We start from the raw sequence: 20,147 nt of genomic DNA, 5'->3' as shown, positions 1-20,147 counted from the left end.
GGGCATGTCCTTGCGAGTTATGCCTCCAATAAAGTACAATGCGCACGATCATGCCAAAAATGCCGAGGATTATTCGCGAATATGCCAAATCTCGATAAATTCGATATCGCCATCCTCAAGGTGCTGCAGGAGGACGCGCGGGCCACGAATGTGGAGATCGCCGAGCGGGTGAACCTGTCGCCATCTCCTTGCCTCAGGCGAATCCGCAATCTCGAAAAATCCGGCGTGCTGCGCGGCTACCGCGCCGATATCGACCGCAAGGAGGTGGGGCTCGGTCTCACCGTCTTCGTCGAAATCAAGGTCGGGCGCCACAGCCGGGAAAACGCCATGGCGCAGCAGGAGGCGCTGCTCGCCGTCCCCGAGGTCGTGTCCTGTTTCCTGATTTCCGGCAATGCCGACTTTCTGGCGGAAGTGGTTGTGGAGGACCTCTCGGCCTATGAAAGGCTGCTGACCGAAACCCTGCTGACCATGCCCGGCGTGACCGACATCCGCTCCAATTTCGCGATCCGCAGCATCAAGACTGGCGGCCCGCTGAAACTGCCGACACTCTGACACCGAAAACCGCCCCGACGGGCAGCGTCGGGGCGGCGGGGACGGCCGGAGAGGCAAGACCGTCCCTCCATGGCGCCGCTTCCGGAGAGAAAGGCGGCGCCCGGCCTGTCGTCAATGCGCAGGGGCGACAGGCACTTTCGCGGATTTCCAGGCGACAACCATCAGCGCGCCGATGACGGTGATGTGCTCCATCACCACGTAGAATTCGATCGTGCGGATCGGTTCCTGCATGGCCCAGAAGTTATGGGCGATCGGAATGGTAAGGGCGGTGAAGACGGCAAGCATGCCGGCGCCGAGCCAGGTCCAGCGATTGGCGATGATGAGGGCCGAGCCGACGAGTTGTGTAGCGGCGGTCGCGATGTTGAAGAGCATGGCGGGCTCCAGGCCGAAATGCGCCATCTCGGCAACGCCGGTATTGAAATCGGCGATTTTTGCGATGCCGGAAAGCCAGAACATCGAGGTGAGGACAGTGCGGGCAACAAAGCCGAATACACGGCTGCCGGTTATGCTGTCGATAAGCGCGGGCATTCAGGATCTCCAATAGAATTCATGGACTTGCGAGGCGGCTCTCGACCGTTCCCCGATTGCGGCCTGCCGTGTTTGGCGGGCTGCGATGGCCTATGTCTATCAGAGTCCGGGCGCTGACTTGTCACCCTGGTAACAGGGCTGGCAGGCCCTCGCACAAATGAAAACGGCGCCCGATAGGAGCGCCGTTTGGAGTGTCTTGCAGCAGGCGTTTATTCGGCAGGGCAGACCGGCGTTGCCGCGCGATCGATCTTTTCCAGCGTCAGCGAGACGAGGAAGACGCCGAAGCCGACGACGGCGGTTGCCGCGCCGACGAAGCCCATCGATTCGTAGCCATAACCGCCACTGATCGCCAAACCGCCGAAGAGGGCGCCAAGGGCATTGGCGACGTTGAAGGCGGAGTGGTTGAGGGCGGCAGCCAGCGTCTGCGCATCACCCGCGACATCCATCAGGCGCGTCTGGAGCGCCGGGCCGACCACGAAGCTGCAGCCGATCAGGAAGCAGCAGACGCCGAGCAGGATGGGGTTGTGTGCGGTCAGCGACAGGGCGATGAGCACGAAAAAGTAGAGCACCAGCGACCAGCCGATGGTGCGCATCAGCGACAGATCGGCGAGCTTGGCGCCAAAAATATTGCCGACGATCATGCCGCAGCCGAAGATCGCCATGATGACCGGCACCATGCTGACATTGAGGCCGGCGACCTCGGTAACGATCGGCGAGATATAGGTAAACACTGCGAACATGCCGCAGAAGCCGGTGGCGGCGACGCCGAGCGTCAGCCAGACCTGTTTGCGCTTCAGCGCACCAAGCTCGGTCAGCGCATTGATACCCTTCGGCGCCTTGTCGCGCGGCAGGAAGATGGCGATGAGCGCGACCGTCAGCAGGCCGGTGATGCCGACAGCGACGAACATGTATTGCCAGTCGAGCAACTGACCGAAGAAAGCGGCGAGCGGCGTGCCGATCAGGGTGGCAAGGGTGAGGCCGAGCATGACCTTGCCGACGGCCTGCGTGCGCTTGTTGACCGGCACCATCGAAGCGGCGACCAGCGCCGCCACGCCAAAATAGGCGCCGTGCGGCAGGCCGGAGAGGAAGCGCAGCAGCATGAAGCTTTCGAATGTCGGCGCAACGGCGCTGGCAAGGTTGCCGGCGGCAAACACGCCCATCAGCACGAGAAGAAGATCACGCCGGCGGAAGCGGGCGCCCATGACGGCGATGATCGGAGCGCCGACCACGACGCCGAAGGCATAGGCGCTGATGACATAGCCGGCCTGGGCGTTGGTCACGCCGAAGGTGCTGGCGACATCGGGCAGCAGGCCCATGATGGCGAACTCGCCGGTGCCGATGCCGAAGCTGCCGACGGCGAGTGCAAGAATGATCAGCGTGACGGTGAGCGACGAAACGGGCAGTGGCCCCGAGGAGAGGGCGACAGTCGGCATGGGATGTTCGGACACGGGGTGGCTCCGCAAGGGTGGCCCATGCGCGGCGAATCCAGCGACAGACCCTCACACGGGCGGCCACTCCTCCTGGCTGCTGATGCGGTATGGTCTGGCCGAAAGGGCCACGGTAGGGAAGAAAACAGTCCGGCCGGCAAGCGCACTCCCGACGCAGGCGACCGGGCGGCAATATATCAGAGACGTGCGCCCTGCCTACTCTGATTTTTGACCTCTCGTGGATTTGATCGGGTGGTCCGCTGCTCACGATTTATTGCACTGTATTTCGCGATCGCCTGTTAATCGCCGTTTTCTCGACTATCTAATGGATCGACTGTCACCCTTCAGGCGTTCTCGGCTGAGACGCGGAGTATGCGAATGAGAATTCAGGCGATATTCAACAGGGACGGGGGGACGTTCCGCACCACCGACATGGAGGCCTTCGCCCGGCATGCCGAAGACGCTTTCGCCGCGGCCGGGCATCACCTTGATTGCGATATCGTCGAAGGGGCCGATATCGAGATGGCGCTGAAGCGCTGTTCGGACCGCACGGATCTCGATGCCATGCTGGCGGGCGGCGGCGACGGTACGGTTTCGGCCGCGGCCGGCCTTGCCTGGCAGAACAAGATGCCGCTCGGCATCGTCCCGGCCGGCACGATGAACCTGTTTGCCCGCTCGCTGAACATTCCACTCGATATCTGGCAGGCGATCGACGCGCTGGCGGATGGCGACATCGCCGCCGCCGATATCGGCACGGCGGATGACCGCGCCTTCGTGCACCAGTTTTCCGCCGGCCTGCACGCCCGCATGGTGCGTCTGCGCAACGCCATGACGTACCGTTCGCGCATGGGCAAGATCGCGGCCAACACCCGCGCCGCCTTCGGCGTCATCCTCGATCCGCCGGAATTTGAGGTGGAGTTCAATGTCGATGGCGTGGAGGAACATCGCAAGGTGTCCGCCATCAACGTGTCGAACAACCGCTTCGGTGCAAACGGACTTCTCTATGCCGACGATCTCACCGGCGGTCATCTTGGCTTCTACACGACGAAGCCGCTGAAACCGGCCGGCGTCGCCAAGCTGGCCTTCGATATCCTGCGCGGCAAGCTCCGGGAAAACGCCGATGTCACCGAAATGACCGGCACGGCCGTCGACCTGCATTTCCCGAAGGTCGATCGGGCGATCAACTGCGTGATCGACGGTGAACTGCTGCCGATGGACCGCGATGTGTCGATCCGGCTGCATCCGGGCGAATTGAAAGTGATGGTGCCGAAGGTGCAGGCGGCGAACATGGCGACCACCGAGCCGGCTGCGGCGTAAGTCGGGAGTAGCATCGCACCCCCCCTCTGCCCCGCCGGGCATCTCCCCTACAAGGGGGGGAGATTGAATGGGGCAACGGCCTCGTCCATCACAAACGTTGCGGCGTGAGCAATGTCCTCACGTCCTGCCGATCTCCCTCCTTGTGGGGGAGATGCCCGGCAGGGCAGAGGGGGGTAAATCCCCGCCGCCGCGGCCTCAAATCCGCGGCAGGTAGGTCTGGTAGTCGAAATCCGAGACCGTGCGCAGGAACATGATTGCTTCCTTGCGCTTCGTATCGCCGTAGAGCTTCTGGTATTCCGCGCCGAAGGCATCGGCGATGAAGGGCGATGCGGAAAATTCTTCCACGGCCGTCAGGAAGTCGTGCGTCAGCCGCTTGGCGTCCGGCGCGTCCTTGCCGGGTTCCGTGACCGGACCCGGATCAAGCTCTTCATCGAGGCCGAGCAGGATGCCGCCGAGGATCGCCGTCAGCAAGAGGTAGGGGTTCACGTCAGCGCCCGCCACGCGGTGTTCGACGCGCGCCGCCGGGCCGTCCTTGTCCGGGATGCGGATCGCCGTGCCGCGATGGCCAAAACCCCAGGTGAGGTCGACCGGCGCAAACGAGCCCGGCTGGAAGCGGCGGTAGGAATTGGCGAAGGGTGCGAAGACGAGCTGCGCGTCGCGCATCGTCTGCAACATGCCGGCGCAGATCGATTTCAGCTTCTTCGGATCGCCGCCCTTGGCGTCGAGGATGTTCTTGCCGTCCTTGTCGATGACGCTGCAATGCACGTGCAGGCCCGAGCCCGCATGATCCGCATAGGGCTTTGCCATGCAGGTGGACTTGAGCCCGAACCGGGGGGCGGCCTGCTCGGCGATGCGCTTGAGATAGATGCAGTCATCGGCGGCGGCGAGCGCGTCCGGCCGGTGCAGCAGGTTGATCTCGAACTGGCCGGGGCCGAATTCCGCCGTCGTGGCGTCTGCCGGCAGGTCCATGGCCTTGGCCCAGGTGCGCACCGTCTGGAGGTAGCCGTCCAGCGCATCGGTCGCACGCATGTCGTAGAGCTGGAAGCCGTTCGGCTCACCGCGATACATCAGGGCTGCCGGCGGGCGCGGTTTGCCGGTCACGTGCCAGTCGTCCTGCACCACGTAGAATTCGAGTTCGGTCGCCACGACCGGTGTCAAACCACGGTCTTCAAACCGCTTCAGCATACGGGCGAGAATGGCGCGCGGATCCATGAAGGACGCGCTGCCATCGAACTCGTGCATGGTGGCGAGCACCTGCCGGGACCCTTCGGGTGCCCACGGCATGGCCGTCAGCGAACGGCGGTCGGGAATGCACACACCGTCGGGATCGCCGACGGAAAGGGAGAGGCCGGTAATGTCGTCATTGTCGTCGCCCCAGATGTCGAGCGACTGGGTGGAGGAAGGCAGGCGCACCGATCCGTCCCAGATTTTCTTCTCGCCTTCGGGTGGAACCTGCTTGCCGCGCAGGTCGCCGTTCATGCCGACGAGAAGGATTTCGATACGGGCCGGGGCATCGGTAGGCGCATTGGCGGGCGGCGAACCGGCAGCCTTCTTGTCATTTGTCATGGTGCCTGCTTTTGGTTTGGCGGGAGGCATGGACAAGAAATTTGGTTTCACTCGATCTCTTGCCAAATGCCTGTTGTATGGGCATTTTCCTAACCCATTCTGTCCCGGCGTTCAATAAGGCGGGACCTACCCCTAAGGATGTATTCAAATGTCGAAGACAAATGCAGCAGCCGTTTCGAACCTTGGTGCCCTCGATGCCGCCCACCATCTTCACCCGTTTTCGGACATGAAGAAGCTGAACGCGACCGGCACCCGGATCATCGAACGCGGCGAGGGCTGCTACATCTTCGACAACCACGGCAAGCGTTATCTCGACGGCTTTGCCGGCCTGTGGTGCGTCAATGTCGGCTATGGCCGCAAGGAGATCACCGACGCCGTCGTGCGCCAGATGAACGAGCTGCCCTACTACAACACGTTCTTCGGCACGACGACGCCGCCGGCCGTGCTGCTCGCCCAGAAGATCACCTCCCATGCCGGCCCGAACATCAACCGCGTGTTCTTCACCGGCTCCGGCTCGGAGGCAAACGACACCTGGTTCCGCATGGCTCGCGTCTATTGGGGCGCCATAGGCAAGCCCACCAAGAAGGCGATCATCGCCCGTAAGAACGGCTATCACGGCTCCACCGTCGCCGGCGCCTCGCTCGGCGGCATGAAGTGGATGCACGAGCAGGGCGACCTGCCGATCGCCGGCATTCACCATATCGACCAGCCCTTCTGGTATGCCGAAGGCGGCGACCTGACGTCGGACGAGTTCGGCCTGAAGATGGCCCGCCAGCTCGAAGAGAAGATCGATGAACTCGGCGAGGACAATGTCGCCGCCTTCATCGCCGAGCCGATCCAGGGGGCGGGCGGCGTCATCGTGCCGCCGGCCACCTACTGGCCGGAAATCGCCCGCATCTGCAAGGCGCGCAACATCCTGCTCGTCGCCGACGAAGTGATCTGCGGTTTCGGCCGCACCGGCCACTGGTTCGGCCACCAGCATTTTGGCGTGGAACCCGATCTGGCGCCGATCGCCAAGGGCCTGTCCTCCGGCTACCTGCCGATCGGCGGCGTCATGGTCTCCGACCGCGTCGGCAATGTACTGGTCGAGGAAGTCGGTGATTTCAACCACGGCTTCACCTATTCCGGCCACCCGGTCTGCGCCGCCGCAGCGCTGGAAAACCTGCGCATCATCGAGGACGAAAAGCTTGTCGAGCGCGTGCACGACGATATCGGTCCCTATCTCGCCGCCGGTCTCAAGTCGCTGGAAGACCTGCCGATCGTCGGCCAGGTCCAGCAGGTCGGCCTGATGGCCGCGGTCCAGCTCGCCGAGGACAAGGCCACGCGCAAGCGCTTCGAGGACAAGGAAAAGGTCGGCGTCACCGTGCGCAACCATTGCCTGGAAAACGGCCTGGTGCTGCGCGCCACCGGCGACCGCATGCTCTTCTCCCCGCCGCTCGTCATCACCCACGCCGAAGTCGACCAGATGATCGACATCACGCGCAAGGGGCTGGAACATGCGTGGAAGGTGATGACGGCCTGAGCTGTTACCAGTCGCTGAGCTGAATGATGCGCAGGGCCTCGTCGGAAACGAACTTCATGTCGTTTGTCACGAGGCACTCGCAACCAAAATCGATAGCCGAACAATAGTGGCTGGCATCGAGCAGCTTGAGGCCCTTTGCGGCGCCAATGCGCGCCGCGGCATCCAGCAGGCGAAAGTCTGCTGGAACAACCGTTATCAGCCCGGAGTCGAAGAACAGAGACCTGTAGGCGGCTTCCACAGTCGGTTGACCAAGACGATATGCACCGTAGAGGCATTCGCAAACAACGATCTCGTTGGCGATGAGCTCGATGTCGCGGGAGAGGGCTTCCGTCAACAAAGCGTCGACCTGCCTCTGCCGGTCGGCGTCGCCCTGGACGTAATAAATGATGATATTGGAATCGAGATAGAGCCGGGTCGTCTCGTCGAGCCGGCTGTTATTCATCGTCGCCGGAGAAGTCGCGATGAAGTTCGCTTATCTGATCCGGGGAAAGTGGCCCGTGTGTTTTCGTCCCGGCGCCCTTGAACGTGCGGAGATGCTCGATCCTTCTCGCCGTTTCAGCGCTATCGGCAGGATCCGCTACAGCCGCAAGATGCCTTCGCACGGCTTGCTCGACGAGAAAGGACCGGGAACGCTTTGTCTCCCGCGCGCGTCGATCCAGCAGCGCGAGCGTTTCCTTCGACAGTCTTACGGACGTGGGATGGGTTGTGGTGGTCATCGCTATCACCAAATTCTGGTAGTCAAATGTAGTCGATGCCGTGCGAAATTTCAATCGCACGGGCGCTCCTACCCCTTCGCCGTCATCAGCGCTATTGAAACGCCGTCTCGAAAAAGCTTCTCAGCTTGCGCGAATGCAGCTTCTCCGTCGGCATGCCGGCGAGCTTTTCCAGCGCTCGGATGCCGATGCGCAGGTGCTGGTTGACCTGTGTGCGGTAGAAGGCGGTTGCCATGCCGGGCAGCTTCAACTCGCCATGCAGCGGCTTGTCGGAGACGCAGAGCAGCGTGCCGTAGGGCACGCGGAAGCGGAAGCCGTTGGCGGCGATGGTGGCGGATTCCATGTCGAGCGCGATGGCGCGGGACTGGGAGAGACGCTTGACCGGACCGCGCTGGTCGCGCAGTTCCCAGTTGCGGTTGTCGATGGTGGCGACGGTGCCGGTGCGCATGATGCGCTTGAGGTCGTAGCCTTCGAGACCGGTAACCTCTTCCACGGCGCTTTCCAGCGCCACCTGCACTTCGGCCAACGCGGGGATTGGGACCCAGACGGGCAGGTCGTCGTCGAGCACGTGGTCCTCGCGCACATAGGCATGCGCCAGCACATAGTCGCCGAGAGTCTGGCTGTTGCGCAGGCCGGCACAATGGCCGAGCATCAGCCAGGCATGTGGGCGCAGCACGGCGATATGGTCGGTGATCGTCTTGGCATTGGAGGGGCCGACGCCGATATTGACCAGCGTGATGCCGCCATGACCCTTCTTCTTGATGTGATAGGCCGGCATCTGCGGCAGACGGGCGAGCGTCAGGTCGGTTTCCGGCTTGTCGGCGCCGGCGGGCGTCACGATGTTGCCGGGCTCGACGAAGGCCGTGTAGCCGTTGCCGCCCTCGGCCATCTGCTGGCGTGCCCAGGCGCAGAATTCGTCGACATAGAACTGGTAGTTCGTGAAGAGCACGAAATTCTGGAAATGATTGGCGCTCGTCGCGGTGTAGTGGCTGAGGCGGGCGAGCGAATAATCGATGCGCTGCGCGGTGAACGGGCCGAGCGGCGAGGGCTCGCCGGGGCCGGGCTCGTAGGCGCCATTGGCGATTTCGTCGTCGGTGGTCGTCAGGTCCGGTGCATCGAAAAGATCGCGCAATGGCAGTTCGATGCCCTCGGCTATCTCCGCCTCGACATAGGCGCCTTCCCCAAAGGCGAAGTGCAGCGGGATCGGCGTCGTCGATTCCGACACGACGACGCGGATGCCGTGGTTGCGCATCAGAAGGCCGAGCTGTTCCTTGAGATAATGCCGGAAAAGTTTTGGCCGGGTGATCGTCGTCGTATAGACGCCGGGCGAGGCGACATAACCATAGGACAGGCGGGAATCGACATGGCCGAAGCTGGTCGTCTCGATCGAGACCTGCGGGTAGCAGGCGCGGAACCGCTTGTCGGGTGAACCGGCCTTGCCGAGCGCCACGAAAGCGTCGGTCAGGAAGGTCGTGTTGCGCTCATAAAGCGCTTGCAGCGCATCGACCGCCGCCACCGGATCATCGAAGGATTGCGGCTCGTAGGGGGCCGGCGTGGCGAAGGAAAGCGGCTTGTGAGAGAAGATTCGTTTGCTCATGATTGATTATAGTGTGTTGTTTTTTACAAGCAAACGACAACCTCGGCGCGTCCACAAGGCCTATCGCGGGGCCGCGAGAATGATGCCGGCGCCGACAAGCGCAAAGCCCGCGCCGACCATGTCGAACCGGTCCGGCCGCATGCCTTCGGCCAACCATAACCAGAGCAGGGACGCAGCAATATAGACCCCGCCATAGGCGGCATAGGCGCGGCCGGCAAAGGCGCTGTCCACCTGGGTGAGCAGCCAGCCGAACAAGGCGAGCGCGGCCATGCCGGGAAAAAGCCAGAGGATGGATTTATCGAGCCGCCACCAGGCCCAGAAGGCAAAGCAGCCGGCGATTTCGGCGAGTGCTGCGGCGGAAAAGACAAGAAGGGATTTCATCCGGTGCTCCGGGCATTGGCGAAAGCCTGCCCGATGTAGCACGGATTCTTGGCGAGGAAAGCCTGGACTAGCTCATCGACTGGCGCTGGAGGGTGACGAAGAGCACGAGGCCGGCCCCCTGCTTGCCGATGCCGAGACCGCCCGCATTGCTCCAGGCAAGCGCCCCGACCGGAGCGATCATCATAGCCGAGAGGGCGAGGATGCGCAGCGCTGTGGCAGAGGTGTGGAGGAGGGCGGCGGTCATCGTGGTTTTTCCAGGTGTCGTGAGGGCGATGTCAGAGCGAGGCGCGGCACATGTCGGGGGTCGAGCAGGCCACCAGCTTGCCGTTGGTGTTGTGCGTGCTGCGGCGGTAGTCCGTCTCGACGGCGGCAGCCAGCATGATCGCGAAAATGGCCATCAGCAGGGTGATGATCGTGAGGCGGCGTGCGAGGATGTCCATGGTGTTGTCCCTCATTCAAACGTTTCAATGTCCCCCTTGTCGCATCGCGGGACTGAACGCTCCCTGAGAGGGCAGTTCATCTCCCGTTCAGGAATGGTGTGATTCGGTTTTTTGCCCTCAGCTTGAAACGAAAAAGCCGGCGCACGGCGCCGGCTTGGAATGTGACAAACGGTGAAGCCTTCGGGCGCGTCTGCGCTCAGAGCCGCGACCAGGTCTGCGATTTGCAGAGCACCGCGAGCACGCAGCCCTTCATCTTCAGCGATTTTCCGCTGACCGAGCCCGAGCCGCTATAAGTCTTGTCGGTCTCCGGATCGGTGATCGAGCCCGAATAGTCCGAACCCGAGCCGCTCAGCTTGCCGATGCTCTTGCCGGCATGTTTGCCCGTCTTCAGCGTGATGCAGAAGCTGCCGCCGCATTTGGCGATCACGGCGGTGGCGCCGCTGGCGGTCTTCCAGTTGCCTTCGATCGGCTCGGCCGCAAGCGCAACGCCCGGCACGACGAAAAGGGCGGCGGCAATCCATGTCCTCAGTTTCATTCTCTTCCTCCTCCAGAATGAGAGACGCAGAATATCTTACGCGGACGTAAAGGTAAATATGGTTGCAGGCGCGGTTCGCAGGCATTTTTTGCGGCCCGCCGGCCTGCAAAACCGCCCGGTCAAAAGAACCGACCGTTTTGCGTGGTTACCGAAAGGTTGAAATCGCCGGTTGAATAATTCGTAAATTTTGAAGCAAATCCGCTCGTTTCCAGCGGGTCCGATGTTTAACGAAAATCCAATTTTACCAAGCGTTTGGATTTTGTTTGCCTCCAATTAAGCATGCATTTTAAGCGCATTTTGAAAGGCCCGCGGCATAGTGGAGCCATAAGACGAGCACGGAAAAACCGGCCGGCAAAACTCTCACGGAAGACCATGCCGCAGAAGACGGCAGGCGCCGAGAGAGGCCCGAAAGGGCAGGTAAAACAGGACACTAACGCAGTAAACCAAGTCAGACAGGGACTAAACGCAATGGCACGCTTTGATTTTCAGAATACCGAAACAGCCGCCATGACGGGCGGCGAGAACCGCGCTGAAACCTTCTGCGACATGGGCTTGATGTATGCCACGGGCAGAGGCTGCGACATCGACGTGGTACAGGCCCACAAATGGCTCAACATCGCTGCCATCAAGGGTTGTGATCGCGCCGCAGAACTGCGCGCCGACCTTGCGGCGACGATGACCAAGACCGACCTCGCCTTGGCGCTGCGCGCCGCCCGCGAGTGGATGACGGTTCATTGAGGTAAGCCAGTAGGAATTGGGCAATAGGCAGTAGGGCGGTGGCGGCAAATAAAAACCTGAAAACCAAGCCGCCGTTGTAAAGCCTACTGCCTACCGCCTACTGCCTTCAAGACCTGCGGCAACGCTTCCTCGAGCAACGCCATATCGTTATCCGGCCCGACGCTGATGCGGACGCATCGGTTGAGGGGGGCGATACCCGGCATGCGGATGAAGACGCCATGTTCCATCAATCCGTCGACAATGGCCTTGGCGTGGGTGCCGTCCCGGCCGCAATCGATGGTGACGAAATTGGTGGCGGAGGCGAGGGGATTGAGGCCGTTGGCATGCGCGAGCCGGGAGATGCGCTCCCGCGATGCGCCGATGCGGGCGATGACGTCCGAAAGATAGGCCTGATCCTTCAGCGCGGCGAGTGCTGCCTGAACCGAAACCCGGGCCATGCCGAAATGATTTCGGATCTTGTCGAAGGCCTGCGCATTGCCGAGCGTGCCGATCGCATAGCCGATCCGCGCGCCGGCAAGGCCGTAGGCTTTCGAGAAGGTGCGCATGCGCAGGATGTTCGGCTGGCCGATCAGCGCATCGATCGACGGGATCGTGCCGGCGGGTGCGGTTTCCCCATAGGCTTCGTCGAGAATGAGCAGCGTCGATTCCGGTAGCGCTCGCGCGAAGGCCACGACGCTCTCGGCGTCCCACCAGCTCCCCATCGGATTGTCCGGGTTGGCGAAATAGACGAGTGGCGCATTTTCCCGGCGCACGGCGTCGAGCAGCCCGTCCAGATGTTCCCTGTCGCCGGCATAGGGCACGGGAACGAGCCGTCCGTCAAAACCATTCACATGATAATTGAAGGTGGGGTAACCGCCGAGCGAGGTCACGACCGGCGTGCCGGGCTCGATGATCAAACGTGCGATCTCGCCAAGCAGCCCGTCGATCCCGCCGCCGATCGCGATATTGTCGCGTGAGACGCCATGATGCAGGGCGAGCGCTTCGCGCAGTTCGAAATTCTCCGGATCACTGTACATCCAGGTCGTCGCGGCTGCCTCACGCATCGCCTCCAGGACGGACGGAGCAGGGCCGAAGCCGCTCTCGTTTGCGCCGATGCGGGCCTTTACGGCAAGCCCGCGGTTACGCTCTATGGCTTCCGGCCCGACGAAGGGAACGGTGGCGGGCAGGGTCTGGGCGAGGGCGGTGAAGCGGGAGAATGCGGACATGAAAGCGCCTGAAGATCGATGAAACAGCCAGGAAGCCGACCGTCGAACGCACAAGGCGCCCGCCGGAATCAGTCTTCCGCGGGCACCCTAAGCCAAGAAAGCGCAAAGGCGAAATGCTCAGGTGGTGGCGAAGTTGCGGCCGCCTTTTTCCACGCCGACCATGTAGCGCCGCTCTTCCTTCTTCGGCTTGGCGGCGACGCCGCCGGTAAAGTATTCGGAGCGCACGATCGTGTGCAGCAGTTCCTCGTCGATTTCCTTGATGAACTGCACGCCGATGCGGTTGTCGTTGCGGTAGACTTCCGCACAGCCGATGCGCGAGGTGACCCCGACGATGGAAAGGTAATAGTGGAACGGGAGGCCGATCGTCGTGGTGACCGTGAAGCTTGCGCCGCCGACCGAGATGTCGACCAGCTTGCAGCTGCGCATCTTGGGTGCCGCCAGGTCGAAGCCGACGCTCATCAGCATGCCTTGCCGGTTGACGGCAAAGCGCTCCCACTTGCGTTCGTAAAGTCCGCCGCTGGAACGCGGATCTGCACCAATAGCCATTGCCCATTCTCCCGATGGGGACGTCATGTCCAGTAGAGATAGGGGGAGTGTTGCAGGTGAGTATTTTGTTTCATTGAAACAAATACTTAAAAATTTAATTGCCGTGTTTTTCGGCAGGCTGGCCGCTCAGGCACCGTGCGTTTCGGTTTCGCGGCCGAGCACATGGTTGAGAAAATCCGTGTCGAGGAACATGTTGAAGCGCACTGCCAGTTCATCGCCGTCGCGCTTGAACTCCGTGCAGGGGATCTCGTCGCGGATGCCGTGGATCTCCAGGTAGAAATTTTCCGGCAGTGTCAGCGTCTTGTTGATCGATAGCATCGCGCCGGCGCAGGAAATGCTGCGGATCAGGCAGGTATAGCGCATCGCCGTGCTGAGATGGTGGCCGATCGGTGTGATGAAACCGGGCTTGTCGAGGCGATATTGGACGAAGCTGCGCTTGGGGTGGCGCAGGTGAAGCTGTTCGTGGATCTGGTCGAGGGGCATGGTGCCCTCCCGCTTCTGTTGCCGGGTTTGGACTGTATCGAAACGGGATGGATAAAACATGAAAACGGCCGCTCGCATTTGAGCGAGCGGCCGCGGGCATTGCGCAATGGCAACTTTGGCTTACTGGAAGGCCTGGAGGCCGGTCTGCGCGCGGCCGAGGATCAGCGCATGGATGTCATGCGTGCCCTCGTAGGTGTTGACCGCTTCGAGGTTCATGACGTGGCGGATGACGCCGTATTCGTCGGAAACGCCGTTGCCGCCGTGCATGTCACGGGAGACGCGGGCAATGTCGAGCGCCTTGCCGCAATTGTTGCGTTTCATCAGCGAGATCAGTTCGGCCGGCGCGCGGTGTTCGTCGAACAGGCGGCCGAGGCGCAGCGCGCCCTGCAGGCCGAGCGAAATCTCGGTCTCCATGTCGGCGAGTTTCTTCTGGATGAGCTGGGTAGCGGCGAGCGGCCTGCCGAACTGCTTGCGGTCGAGCGTGTACTGGCGGGCGGCGTGCCAGCAGAATTCGGCAGCCCCCATGGCGCCCCAGGCGATGCCGTAGCGGGCGCGGTTGAGGCAGCCGAACGGGCCGGCAAGGCCAGCCACTTCCGGCAGCAGGTTTTCATCGGCGACGAAGACGTCCTGCATCATGATCATGCCGGTGACGGAGGCGCGCAGCGAGAACTTGCCCTCGATCTTCGGCGTCTCGAAACCCTTCATGCCGCGTTCGAGCACAAAACCCTTGATCTTGTTGTCATGCGCGTCGGATTTCGCCCAGACGACGGCGACATCGGCGATCGGCGAATTGGTGATCCAGTTCTTGGCGCCGGAGATCAGGTAACCGCCGTCGACCTTCTTGGCGCGGGTGATCATGGAGGAGGGGTCCGAGCCATGATCCGGCTCGGTCAGGCCGAAGCAGCCGACCCACTCGCCGGAAGCGAGCTTGGGCAGATACTTCTTGCGCGTCTCTTCCGTGCCGTAGGCGAAGATCGGGTGCATGACGAGCGAGGACTGCACGGACATCGCCGAGCGGTAGCCGGAATCGACGCGCTCGACTTCGCGGGCAACGAGGCCGTAGGACACGTAGTTAGCGCCGACGCCACCATATTCTTCCGGCACGGTCGGGCCGAGCAGGCCGAGTTCGCCCATCTCGCTCATGATCTCGCGGTGGAAGATCTCGTGGCGGTTCGCTTCGGTGACGCGCGAGGCGAGCTTGTCCTGGCAATAGGCGCGGGCCGTATCGCGGATCATGCGCTCTTCGTCGGTCAACTGGTCTTCCAAGAGGAAGGGGTCGGCCCAGTCGAAAGGCGCCATCTTGGCGCGGGCCTGTTCCGGGGTGGCGCTGTGGTGCTCGCTCATGGATTCCCTCCTGTCGCGTTTTGTCGTTGCAGAAGTGCTACATCAGCCGCTCCGTCTTCGAAAGAGCGGGAACGAAAAGGGCGGGTCGACACTTTGGCTATTTATGAATGCCCTCATGAGCCTGGAGAATGAGCTTTTGGCCGATTTCCTCGTTTCTGCCTTGATCCTGCCGCTCCGTTTGAGCAAGTAACCTGACAATGAGCAATTTCCCCACACGGAGGCCAAGCATGCGCGACCGTTTCAAGCGATCGGTCGAGCGGCTTCTGCCGACCGATGCGCCCCTGGGCGACCTCTTCTGGCCGTTTTCCCGTGATCCCGAGCGCAAGGCGCCCGCCGTGCGGCGACGGCTCCCGGGTGGTTCACCGCTGCACGAAGTCGTCGGCTTCGGCAGCAATCCGGGCGGCTTGCGCATGTTCGAGCATACGCCCGAAGGCTTGCCCGCCGGGCGCCCGCTGGTTCTGGTGCTGCACGGCTGCCAGCAGAGTGCAGAAAGCTACGACCGCGCCGCCGGCTGGGCCTCGCTTGCCGAAGAGCGCGGCTTCGCCGTCGTCTATGCCCAGCAACGCGAGGCGAACAATCCGCGCCTCTGTTTCACCTGGTTTCGGCCGAGCGAGGTGACGCGCGACCGCGGCGAACTGATGTCGATCCGCCAGATGGTGGCGCATGCCGCCGAAAGGGCTGCGAGCGATCCGCAGCGTATCTTCATCACCGGCCTTTCTGCCGGCGGGGCGATGACGGCTGCGATGCTCGCCAACTACCTTGAGCTTTTCGCCGGCGGCGCCATCATCGCCGGCCTGCCGTTCGGTGCCGCACGCGACGCCAGCCGCGCCTTCGATGCCATGGCCGCGGCGCCGGAGCGCACCGCCCGGGAATGGAGCGACCTCGTGCGCGCCGTGTCCCCACGCATCGCGCGCAAACCGGCGATCTCGATCTGGCACGGCACGGCGGATGAAACCGTTTCGCTCTCCAATGGTACGGCCCTCGCCGAGCAGTGGCGGGACCTCTATCGATTGCCGAAAGAGGCCTTCGTGGACAAACGCATGAAGGGCCGGCGCACGCGCATCTGGCCGGACAAGGAGGGTGAGGCACGCGTCACCCTGCACGCGGTCGACGGCATGGGCCATGGCACGCCGGTTCTGCGCGGCGAAGGCGGCGGTTATGCCACCTCCGCCGAGCCATTCATGCTGGAGGCCGGTTTCTCCTCGACGCTGGAAATCGCCAAGGAATGGGGGCTGACAAGGAAGTGGAAGCGGTAGGCCCGTCTTCCGCGATGCTTCGTAAAACGCCCGTGGGCGTGTAGCTCCCTATCGCATGCATTCAATAGAGCACGTGAGCGCGAGAGGTGGGTCGCAAACCTCTCCTCCGTCATGGTCGGGTCAAACCCGAGCATAACGATGGAGGACGTTGTGCCTGTCTCCGATCAAACCGATGGCTTGCCGAATGGCATACACGCTCACACCAAAAGCCACTCATGTTCCTTGGCATTGTGGAATTTCCACACCCGCTTCGGCCCGGCCATGACGTTCAAGTAATACAGGTCATAGCCATGAATGGTGGCGCAAGGGTGATACCCCTTCGGCACCAGCGTCACGTCGCCATTCTCCACGGCCATCGCCTCGTCGAGCGAGCGGTCGTCGGTATAGACCCGCTGGAAGGCGAACCCCTGTGGAGGGTTGAGGCGGTGATAGTAGGTTTCCTCGAGAAAACTTTCGTTCGGCAGATCGTCCTGGTCGTGTTTGTGCGAGGGGTAGGACGAGGTGTTGCCGCTCGGCGTGATGACCTCCACGACGAGTAGCGAATGGGCCGAATTATCGTTTTCCGGCATGATATTGTGCACATGGCGAACGTTCGAGCCCTTGCCGCGCGAAAGCTTGGGATGCGTGCCCGGCGGAATGGCCTTGGCTTGGTAGTCACCGCCGCCCGGTGCCGAGCAGACGGCGATTTCCAGATCGGTCTCCGCCGTCACCGACCAGTTGGAATCGGCCGGTATATAAAGTGCATGCGGCGCGCCCTCGAACGGGCTCATGCGTTCGCCGAGCACGCCGAAATCCTGGCCCGCCGCCGTCGCCTTGCCCTTGCCGGAAATCCAGACGAGGCAGACCTCGCGGCTTCCCGTTTCGGCCGCGAGAATTTCGCCCGGCTTCATGCGGTGCATGTCGAACCCCACATAGGTCCAGCCGGCGCTTTCCGGCGTGACGTGGCTGACGCGGCCGTGGGTTCCTTCGGGTTTGACGAGCAGGTTCGGCATGGGCTTGGTCCTTTCCTTCGGCGTGCGGTTGAGGCTTATCCTTTCGGAAAGCCTTCCGTCTCCACGGTATAACCCGCGGCGGTCATGACGCGCATCAGTTCCGCATAGCCCACCTCGGCCATCTTCTGCGGCGGGGCCTTGCGCGGGTCCTGTTCGGCCTCGACGACGAACCAGCCTTCATAACCATAATCCGCGAAGCGCTTGACGATGGCGCCGAAATCGAGCGAGCCGTCGCCCGGCACGGTGAAGGCGCCGAGCGCCACCGCATCGAGGAACGACTGTTTGCTGCGATCGAGCCCGTCGACCACCGCCTGGCGGATATCCTTGACGTGGACGTGGTTGATGCGGGCGTGGTGATTGTCGATGGCGCGCAGCACGTCACCGCCGGCAAAGGCGAGATGTCCGGCGTCGAGCAGCAGCGGAATGCCTTCGCCGGAATTCTTCATGAAGGCGTCAAGTTCCGGTTCGGTCTCGACGACGGCTGCCATGTGGTGGTGGTAGGAGAGCGGCATGCCCTGCTCGGCGCACCATTCGCCGAACTGCGTCAGCTTTCGGCCATAGGCCTTCATCTCATCGTCCGACAGGCGCGGCTTGGTGGCGAGTGGCTTGGAGCGGTCGCCCTGGATGGAGCGGCCGACTTCGCCATAGACGATGCAGGGCGCGTTGACCGCCTTGAACAGCTCGATCATCGGCAGGATGCGGTCCTTGTTGGCCGCAAGCTCCTCATCGACCAGCGTGCCGGAGAACCAGCCGCCGCATAGCGTCACGTCAGCGGCGCGCAGGATCGGCAGCATTTCTTGCGGGTTGCTCGGGAAGCGGCGACCCTGTTCCATGCCGGTGAAGCCCGCGCTGCGCGACTGGCGCAGGCACTCTTCGAGCGATACGTCGTCGCTGAGTTCCGGAAGGTCGTCGTTCCACCAGGCGATGGGCGACATGCCGAGTTTGGCTTTCATTTCAGTCTCCTTGGCGGGAAGCAACGGCCTCCCTTGTCATTGTTTCTCGCTCCCTCTCTTCCGTCATCCTCGGGCTTGACCCGAGGATCTATGCCACCTTCTCCGGCGTGCCGTGTTGGTGGATCCTCGGGTCAAGCCCGAGGATGACGGGGAGGGTGGTCTTATCCGATGGTCTGCGCGGCGCGCGCCTTCACATAGGCCTCGCGCGCCGCGTTGACCTCTTTGCGCGGGCTCACTTCTGGCACTGCCACATCCCACCAATGGCCACCTTCCTTGGTGGTGATCAGCGGGTCGGTGTCGATGACGATCACCGAGGTGCGGTCGTTGCCCTTGCTCTGCTGGATGGCGGTTTCGAGATCGGCAATCGACGAGACCTTCACGGCGACCGCGCCCATGCTTTCGGCATGCGCCCGGAAGTCGATGTCCGGCATCATCTCGATCATCGAGTCCTTCAAGAGATTGTTGAAGTTGGCGCCACCGGTGCCCATCTGCAGACGGTTGATGCAGCCGTAGCCGCGGTTGTCGAGCACGACGATCGTCAGCTTCTGGCCGAGCATGATCGAGGTCGACAGCTCGGAGTTCATCATCATGTAGGAACCGTCACCGACCATGACGACGACGTCCGCCTCGGGCCGCGCCAGCTTGACGCCAAGCCCGCCGGCGATTTCGTAGCCCATGCAGGAAAAGCCGTATTCCATATGGTAGCCGCCAGGCTTCTGGGCCTGCCACAGCTTGTGCAGCTCACCCGGCAGGCCGCCCGCCGCGCAGACCATCACCGAATTTTCGCCGCCGATCGTGCGCTGCACCGCGCCGATGACCTGCGCGTCGGAGGGCAGGTCCGCATTGGTCGGCGCCGTCGCGCGGTCTGCGGCGGCCATCCATGTTTCCTTGCGGGGCTTGGCGGATTGCGTAAACGACGCGGGCGCCTTCCAGCCGCCGAGTGCTTCGGAGAGCAGTTTCAAGCCCTCGCGTGCATCGGCGACGAGCGGCTGGCTGTCACGCTTGGCCGCGTCGAAGGCGACCGTGTTCAGGCCGATCATTTTCACGCCGTCATTCTTGAACAGCGCCCAGGAGCCGGTGGTGAAATCCTGCATGCGCGTGCCGACGGCGAGGATGACGTCTGCCTCTTCGGCAAAGGCATTGGCGGCGGACGTGCCGGTAACGCCGACCGAACCCATGCAAAGCGGATGGTCGTCCGGCAACGCCGACTTGCCGGCCTGGGTGACGGCGACCGGAATGCCATGCATGCCGGCGAAGGCCTTCAGCTCGGCGGTCGCCTGCGAATAGAGCACGCCGCCGCCGGCGATGATCAGCGGCTTTTCCGCCTTGCGCAGGGTGGCGATGGCGGCCGCAAGCTCGTCCGTGTCCGGGCGCGGGCGGCGCTGCGTCCACACCTTCTCTTCGAACAGGCTTGCCGGATAGTCATAGGCTTCGGCCTGCACGTCCTGGCAGAGCGACAGCGTCACCGGGCCGCAATCGACCGGGTCGGTCAGCACCTGCATGGTGCGCTTCAGGGCCGGGATGATCTGTTCGGGGCGGGTGATGCGGTCGAAGTAGCGCGAGACGCAGCGGAAGGCGTCGTTCACCGAAACCGTGCCGTCACCGAAATTTTCGATCTGCTGGAGGACCGGATCGGGAATACGGTTGGCGAAGACGTCGCCGGGCAGGAACAGCACGGGCAGGCGATTGACATGCGCCACGCCGGCGGCGGTGATCATGTTCAGTGCGCCGGGGCCGATCGATGTCGTGCAGGCCATGAAGCGCTGACGGAAACTCGCCTTGGCGAAGGCGACGGCGGCATGCGCCATGCCCTGTTCGTTATGCGCGCGCAGGGTCGGCAGGTCTTCGCGCACCTGATAGAGCGCTTCGCCCATGCCCGCGACGTTGCCGTGGCCGAAAATGCCCCAGACACCGGCGAAGATCGGCACCGTCTTGCCGTCCACGACGGTCATCTGTGCCTTCAGGAAATGCGCGACGGCCTGTGCCATCGTCAGCCGGATCGTCTTGCCCATCATAATCCTCCCAATTCTCTTTCTCGTCTATCGCAATCCC

Annotated in this window: 22 protein-coding genes; 5 read left to right on the top strand and 17 right to left on the bottom strand. The window is 62.7% G+C overall.

Annotated features, from left to right (window positions below; all coding sequences use genetic code 11):
* The first annotated feature begins 81 nt into the window (after positions 1-81).
* A complete protein-coding gene (locus GR138_RS17860) occupies positions 82-552 on the top strand; it encodes an Lrp/AsnC family transcriptional regulator (protein WP_160860601.1) in 471 nt (156 codons plus the stop codon).
* Positions 553-663: 111 nt separating this feature from the next.
* On the opposite strand, the gene GR138_RS17855 is transcribed toward GR138_RS17860, so the two are convergent.
* Positions 664-1,080 carry a DoxX family protein gene (locus GR138_RS17855; RefSeq protein ID WP_160860600.1) on the bottom strand — a complete coding sequence of 139 codons (417 nt, stop codon included), beginning with the start codon at positions 1,078-1,080 and terminating at the stop codon, positions 664-666.
* Positions 1,081-1,289: 209 nt separating this feature from the next.
* Positions 1,290-2,513, bottom strand: a complete 1,224-nt coding sequence (locus GR138_RS17850) for an MFS transporter (RefSeq protein WP_160860714.1) — start codon at positions 2,511-2,513, stop codon at positions 1,290-1,292.
* Positions 2,514-2,885: 372 nt separating this feature from the next.
* On the opposite strand from GR138_RS17850, the gene GR138_RS17845 reads away from it, so the two are divergent.
* A complete protein-coding gene (locus GR138_RS17845; protein WP_160860599.1) occupies positions 2,886-3,824 on the top strand; it encodes a diacylglycerol/lipid kinase family protein in 939 nt (312 codons plus the stop codon).
* A gap of 195 nt (positions 3,825-4,019) precedes the next feature.
* On the opposite strand, the gene GR138_RS17840 is transcribed toward GR138_RS17845, so the two are convergent.
* On the bottom strand, positions 4,020-5,390 hold the full coding sequence (locus GR138_RS17840) for a glutamine synthetase family protein (RefSeq protein WP_160860598.1): 1,371 nt from the start codon (positions 5,388-5,390) through the stop codon (positions 4,020-4,022).
* Between the two features lie 148 nt (positions 5,391-5,538).
* Here GR138_RS17840 and GR138_RS17835 point away from each other — a divergent pair, with 148 nt between their 5' ends.
* Complete coding sequence (locus GR138_RS17835) at positions 5,539-6,912, top strand: aspartate aminotransferase family protein (protein ID WP_160860597.1); 1,374 nt, start codon at positions 5,539-5,541, stop codon at positions 6,910-6,912.
* 4 nt (positions 6,913-6,916) lie between these two features.
* Here GR138_RS17835 and GR138_RS17830 read toward each other — a convergent pair whose 3' ends face one another.
* The 7 genes from GR138_RS17830 to GR138_RS17810 form a co-directional block, all read right to left on the bottom strand.
* Positions 6,917-7,354 (bottom strand): type II toxin-antitoxin system VapC family toxin, encoded by a 438-nt coding sequence (locus tag GR138_RS17830; protein ID WP_160860596.1) that lies wholly within the window; start codon positions 7,352-7,354, stop codon positions 6,917-6,919.
* Positions 7,347-7,628: a ribbon-helix-helix protein, CopG family gene (locus GR138_RS17825; RefSeq protein WP_160860595.1), complete on the bottom strand. Its 282-nt coding sequence runs from the start codon at positions 7,626-7,628 to the stop codon at positions 7,347-7,349. Before GR138_RS17825 ends, GR138_RS17830 begins: the two co-directional genes overlap by 8 nt.
* A 91-nt stretch (positions 7,629-7,719) precedes the next feature.
* Positions 7,720-9,222, bottom strand: a complete 1,503-nt coding sequence (locus tag GR138_RS17820) for an AMP nucleosidase (protein WP_160860594.1) — start codon at positions 9,220-9,222, stop codon at positions 7,720-7,722.
* A 60-nt stretch (positions 9,223-9,282) separates the two neighbouring features.
* Positions 9,283-9,603 (bottom strand): YnfA family protein, encoded by a 321-nt coding sequence (locus tag GR138_RS17815; protein ID WP_160860593.1) that lies wholly within the window; start codon positions 9,601-9,603, stop codon positions 9,283-9,285.
* A gap of 67 nt (positions 9,604-9,670) precedes the next feature.
* Positions 9,671-9,847 carry a hypothetical protein gene (locus GR138_RS30300; protein WP_202402702.1) on the bottom strand — a complete coding sequence of 59 codons (177 nt, stop codon included), beginning with the start codon at positions 9,845-9,847 and terminating at the stop codon, positions 9,671-9,673.
* Between the two features lie 31 nt (positions 9,848-9,878).
* The gene (locus GR138_RS30295) at positions 9,879-10,043 is read right to left on the bottom strand and encodes a hypothetical protein (RefSeq protein WP_202402718.1); all 165 of its coding nucleotides are present in this window, start codon (positions 10,041-10,043) and stop codon (positions 9,879-9,881) included.
* 196 nt (positions 10,044-10,239) lie between these two features.
* Positions 10,240-10,578 (bottom strand): DUF2147 domain-containing protein, encoded by a 339-nt coding sequence (locus tag GR138_RS17810; protein ID WP_160860592.1) that lies wholly within the window; start codon positions 10,576-10,578, stop codon positions 10,240-10,242.
* A 468-nt stretch (positions 10,579-11,046) separates the two neighbouring features.
* On the opposite strand from GR138_RS17810, the gene GR138_RS17805 reads away from it, so the two are divergent.
* The gene (locus GR138_RS17805) at positions 11,047-11,316 is read left to right on the top strand and encodes an SEL1-like repeat protein (protein WP_069059359.1); all 270 of its coding nucleotides are present in this window, start codon (positions 11,047-11,049) and stop codon (positions 11,314-11,316) included.
* Positions 11,317-11,399: 83 nt separating this feature from the next.
* Here GR138_RS17805 and GR138_RS17800 read toward each other — a convergent pair whose 3' ends face one another.
* From GR138_RS17800 to GR138_RS17785, 4 genes are all read right to left on the bottom strand, one after another.
* The gene (locus tag GR138_RS17800) at positions 11,400-12,521 is read right to left on the bottom strand and encodes a pyridoxal phosphate-dependent aminotransferase (protein WP_160860591.1); all 1,122 of its coding nucleotides are present in this window, start codon (positions 12,519-12,521) and stop codon (positions 11,400-11,402) included.
* Between the two features lie 117 nt (positions 12,522-12,638).
* Complete coding sequence (locus GR138_RS17795; RefSeq protein ID WP_202402701.1) at positions 12,639-13,067, bottom strand: PilZ domain-containing protein; 429 nt, start codon at positions 13,065-13,067, stop codon at positions 12,639-12,641.
* Positions 13,068-13,193: 126 nt separating this feature from the next.
* Complete coding sequence (locus GR138_RS17790; protein ID WP_160860590.1) at positions 13,194-13,550, bottom strand: hypothetical protein; 357 nt, start codon at positions 13,548-13,550, stop codon at positions 13,194-13,196.
* Positions 13,551-13,670: 120 nt separating this feature from the next.
* Positions 13,671-14,894, bottom strand: coding sequence for an acyl-CoA dehydrogenase (locus tag GR138_RS17785; protein WP_160860589.1), 1,224 nt, complete (start codon positions 14,892-14,894; stop codon positions 13,671-13,673).
* A gap of 227 nt (positions 14,895-15,121) precedes the next feature.
* Here GR138_RS17785 and GR138_RS17780 point away from each other — a divergent pair, with 227 nt between their 5' ends.
* Entirely contained in the window at positions 15,122-16,150 is a 1,029-nt protein-coding gene (locus GR138_RS17780; protein ID WP_160860588.1) for an extracellular catalytic domain type 1 short-chain-length polyhydroxyalkanoate depolymerase, read from the top strand.
* 197 nt (positions 16,151-16,347) lie between these two features.
* Here the strand turns inward: GR138_RS17780 and iolB are convergent, their stop codons facing one another.
* From iolB to iolD, 3 genes are all read right to left on the bottom strand, one after another.
* A complete protein-coding gene (gene iolB, locus GR138_RS17775; protein WP_160860587.1) occupies positions 16,348-17,142 on the bottom strand; it encodes a 5-deoxy-glucuronate isomerase in 795 nt (264 codons plus the stop codon).
* Positions 17,143-17,177: 35 nt separating this feature from the next.
* Positions 17,178-18,095, bottom strand: a complete 918-nt coding sequence (gene iolE / locus GR138_RS17770) for a myo-inosose-2 dehydratase (RefSeq protein ID WP_160860586.1) — start codon at positions 18,093-18,095, stop codon at positions 17,178-17,180.
* A gap of 161 nt (positions 18,096-18,256) precedes the next feature.
* Positions 18,257-20,107 (bottom strand): 3D-(3,5/4)-trihydroxycyclohexane-1,2-dione acylhydrolase (decyclizing), encoded by a 1,851-nt coding sequence (gene iolD / locus GR138_RS17765; RefSeq protein WP_160860585.1) that lies wholly within the window; start codon positions 20,105-20,107, stop codon positions 18,257-18,259.
* Positions 20,108-20,147 lie beyond the last annotated feature (40 nt).

It is taken from the genome of Shinella kummerowiae, assembly GCF_009827055.1.
GTDB classification, from domain to species: domain Bacteria; phylum Pseudomonadota; class Alphaproteobacteria; order Rhizobiales; family Rhizobiaceae; genus Shinella; species Shinella kummerowiae.
The sequence above is the reverse complement of the archived record's forward strand: the minus strand, read 5'-3'. Positions and strand labels throughout refer to the sequence as shown.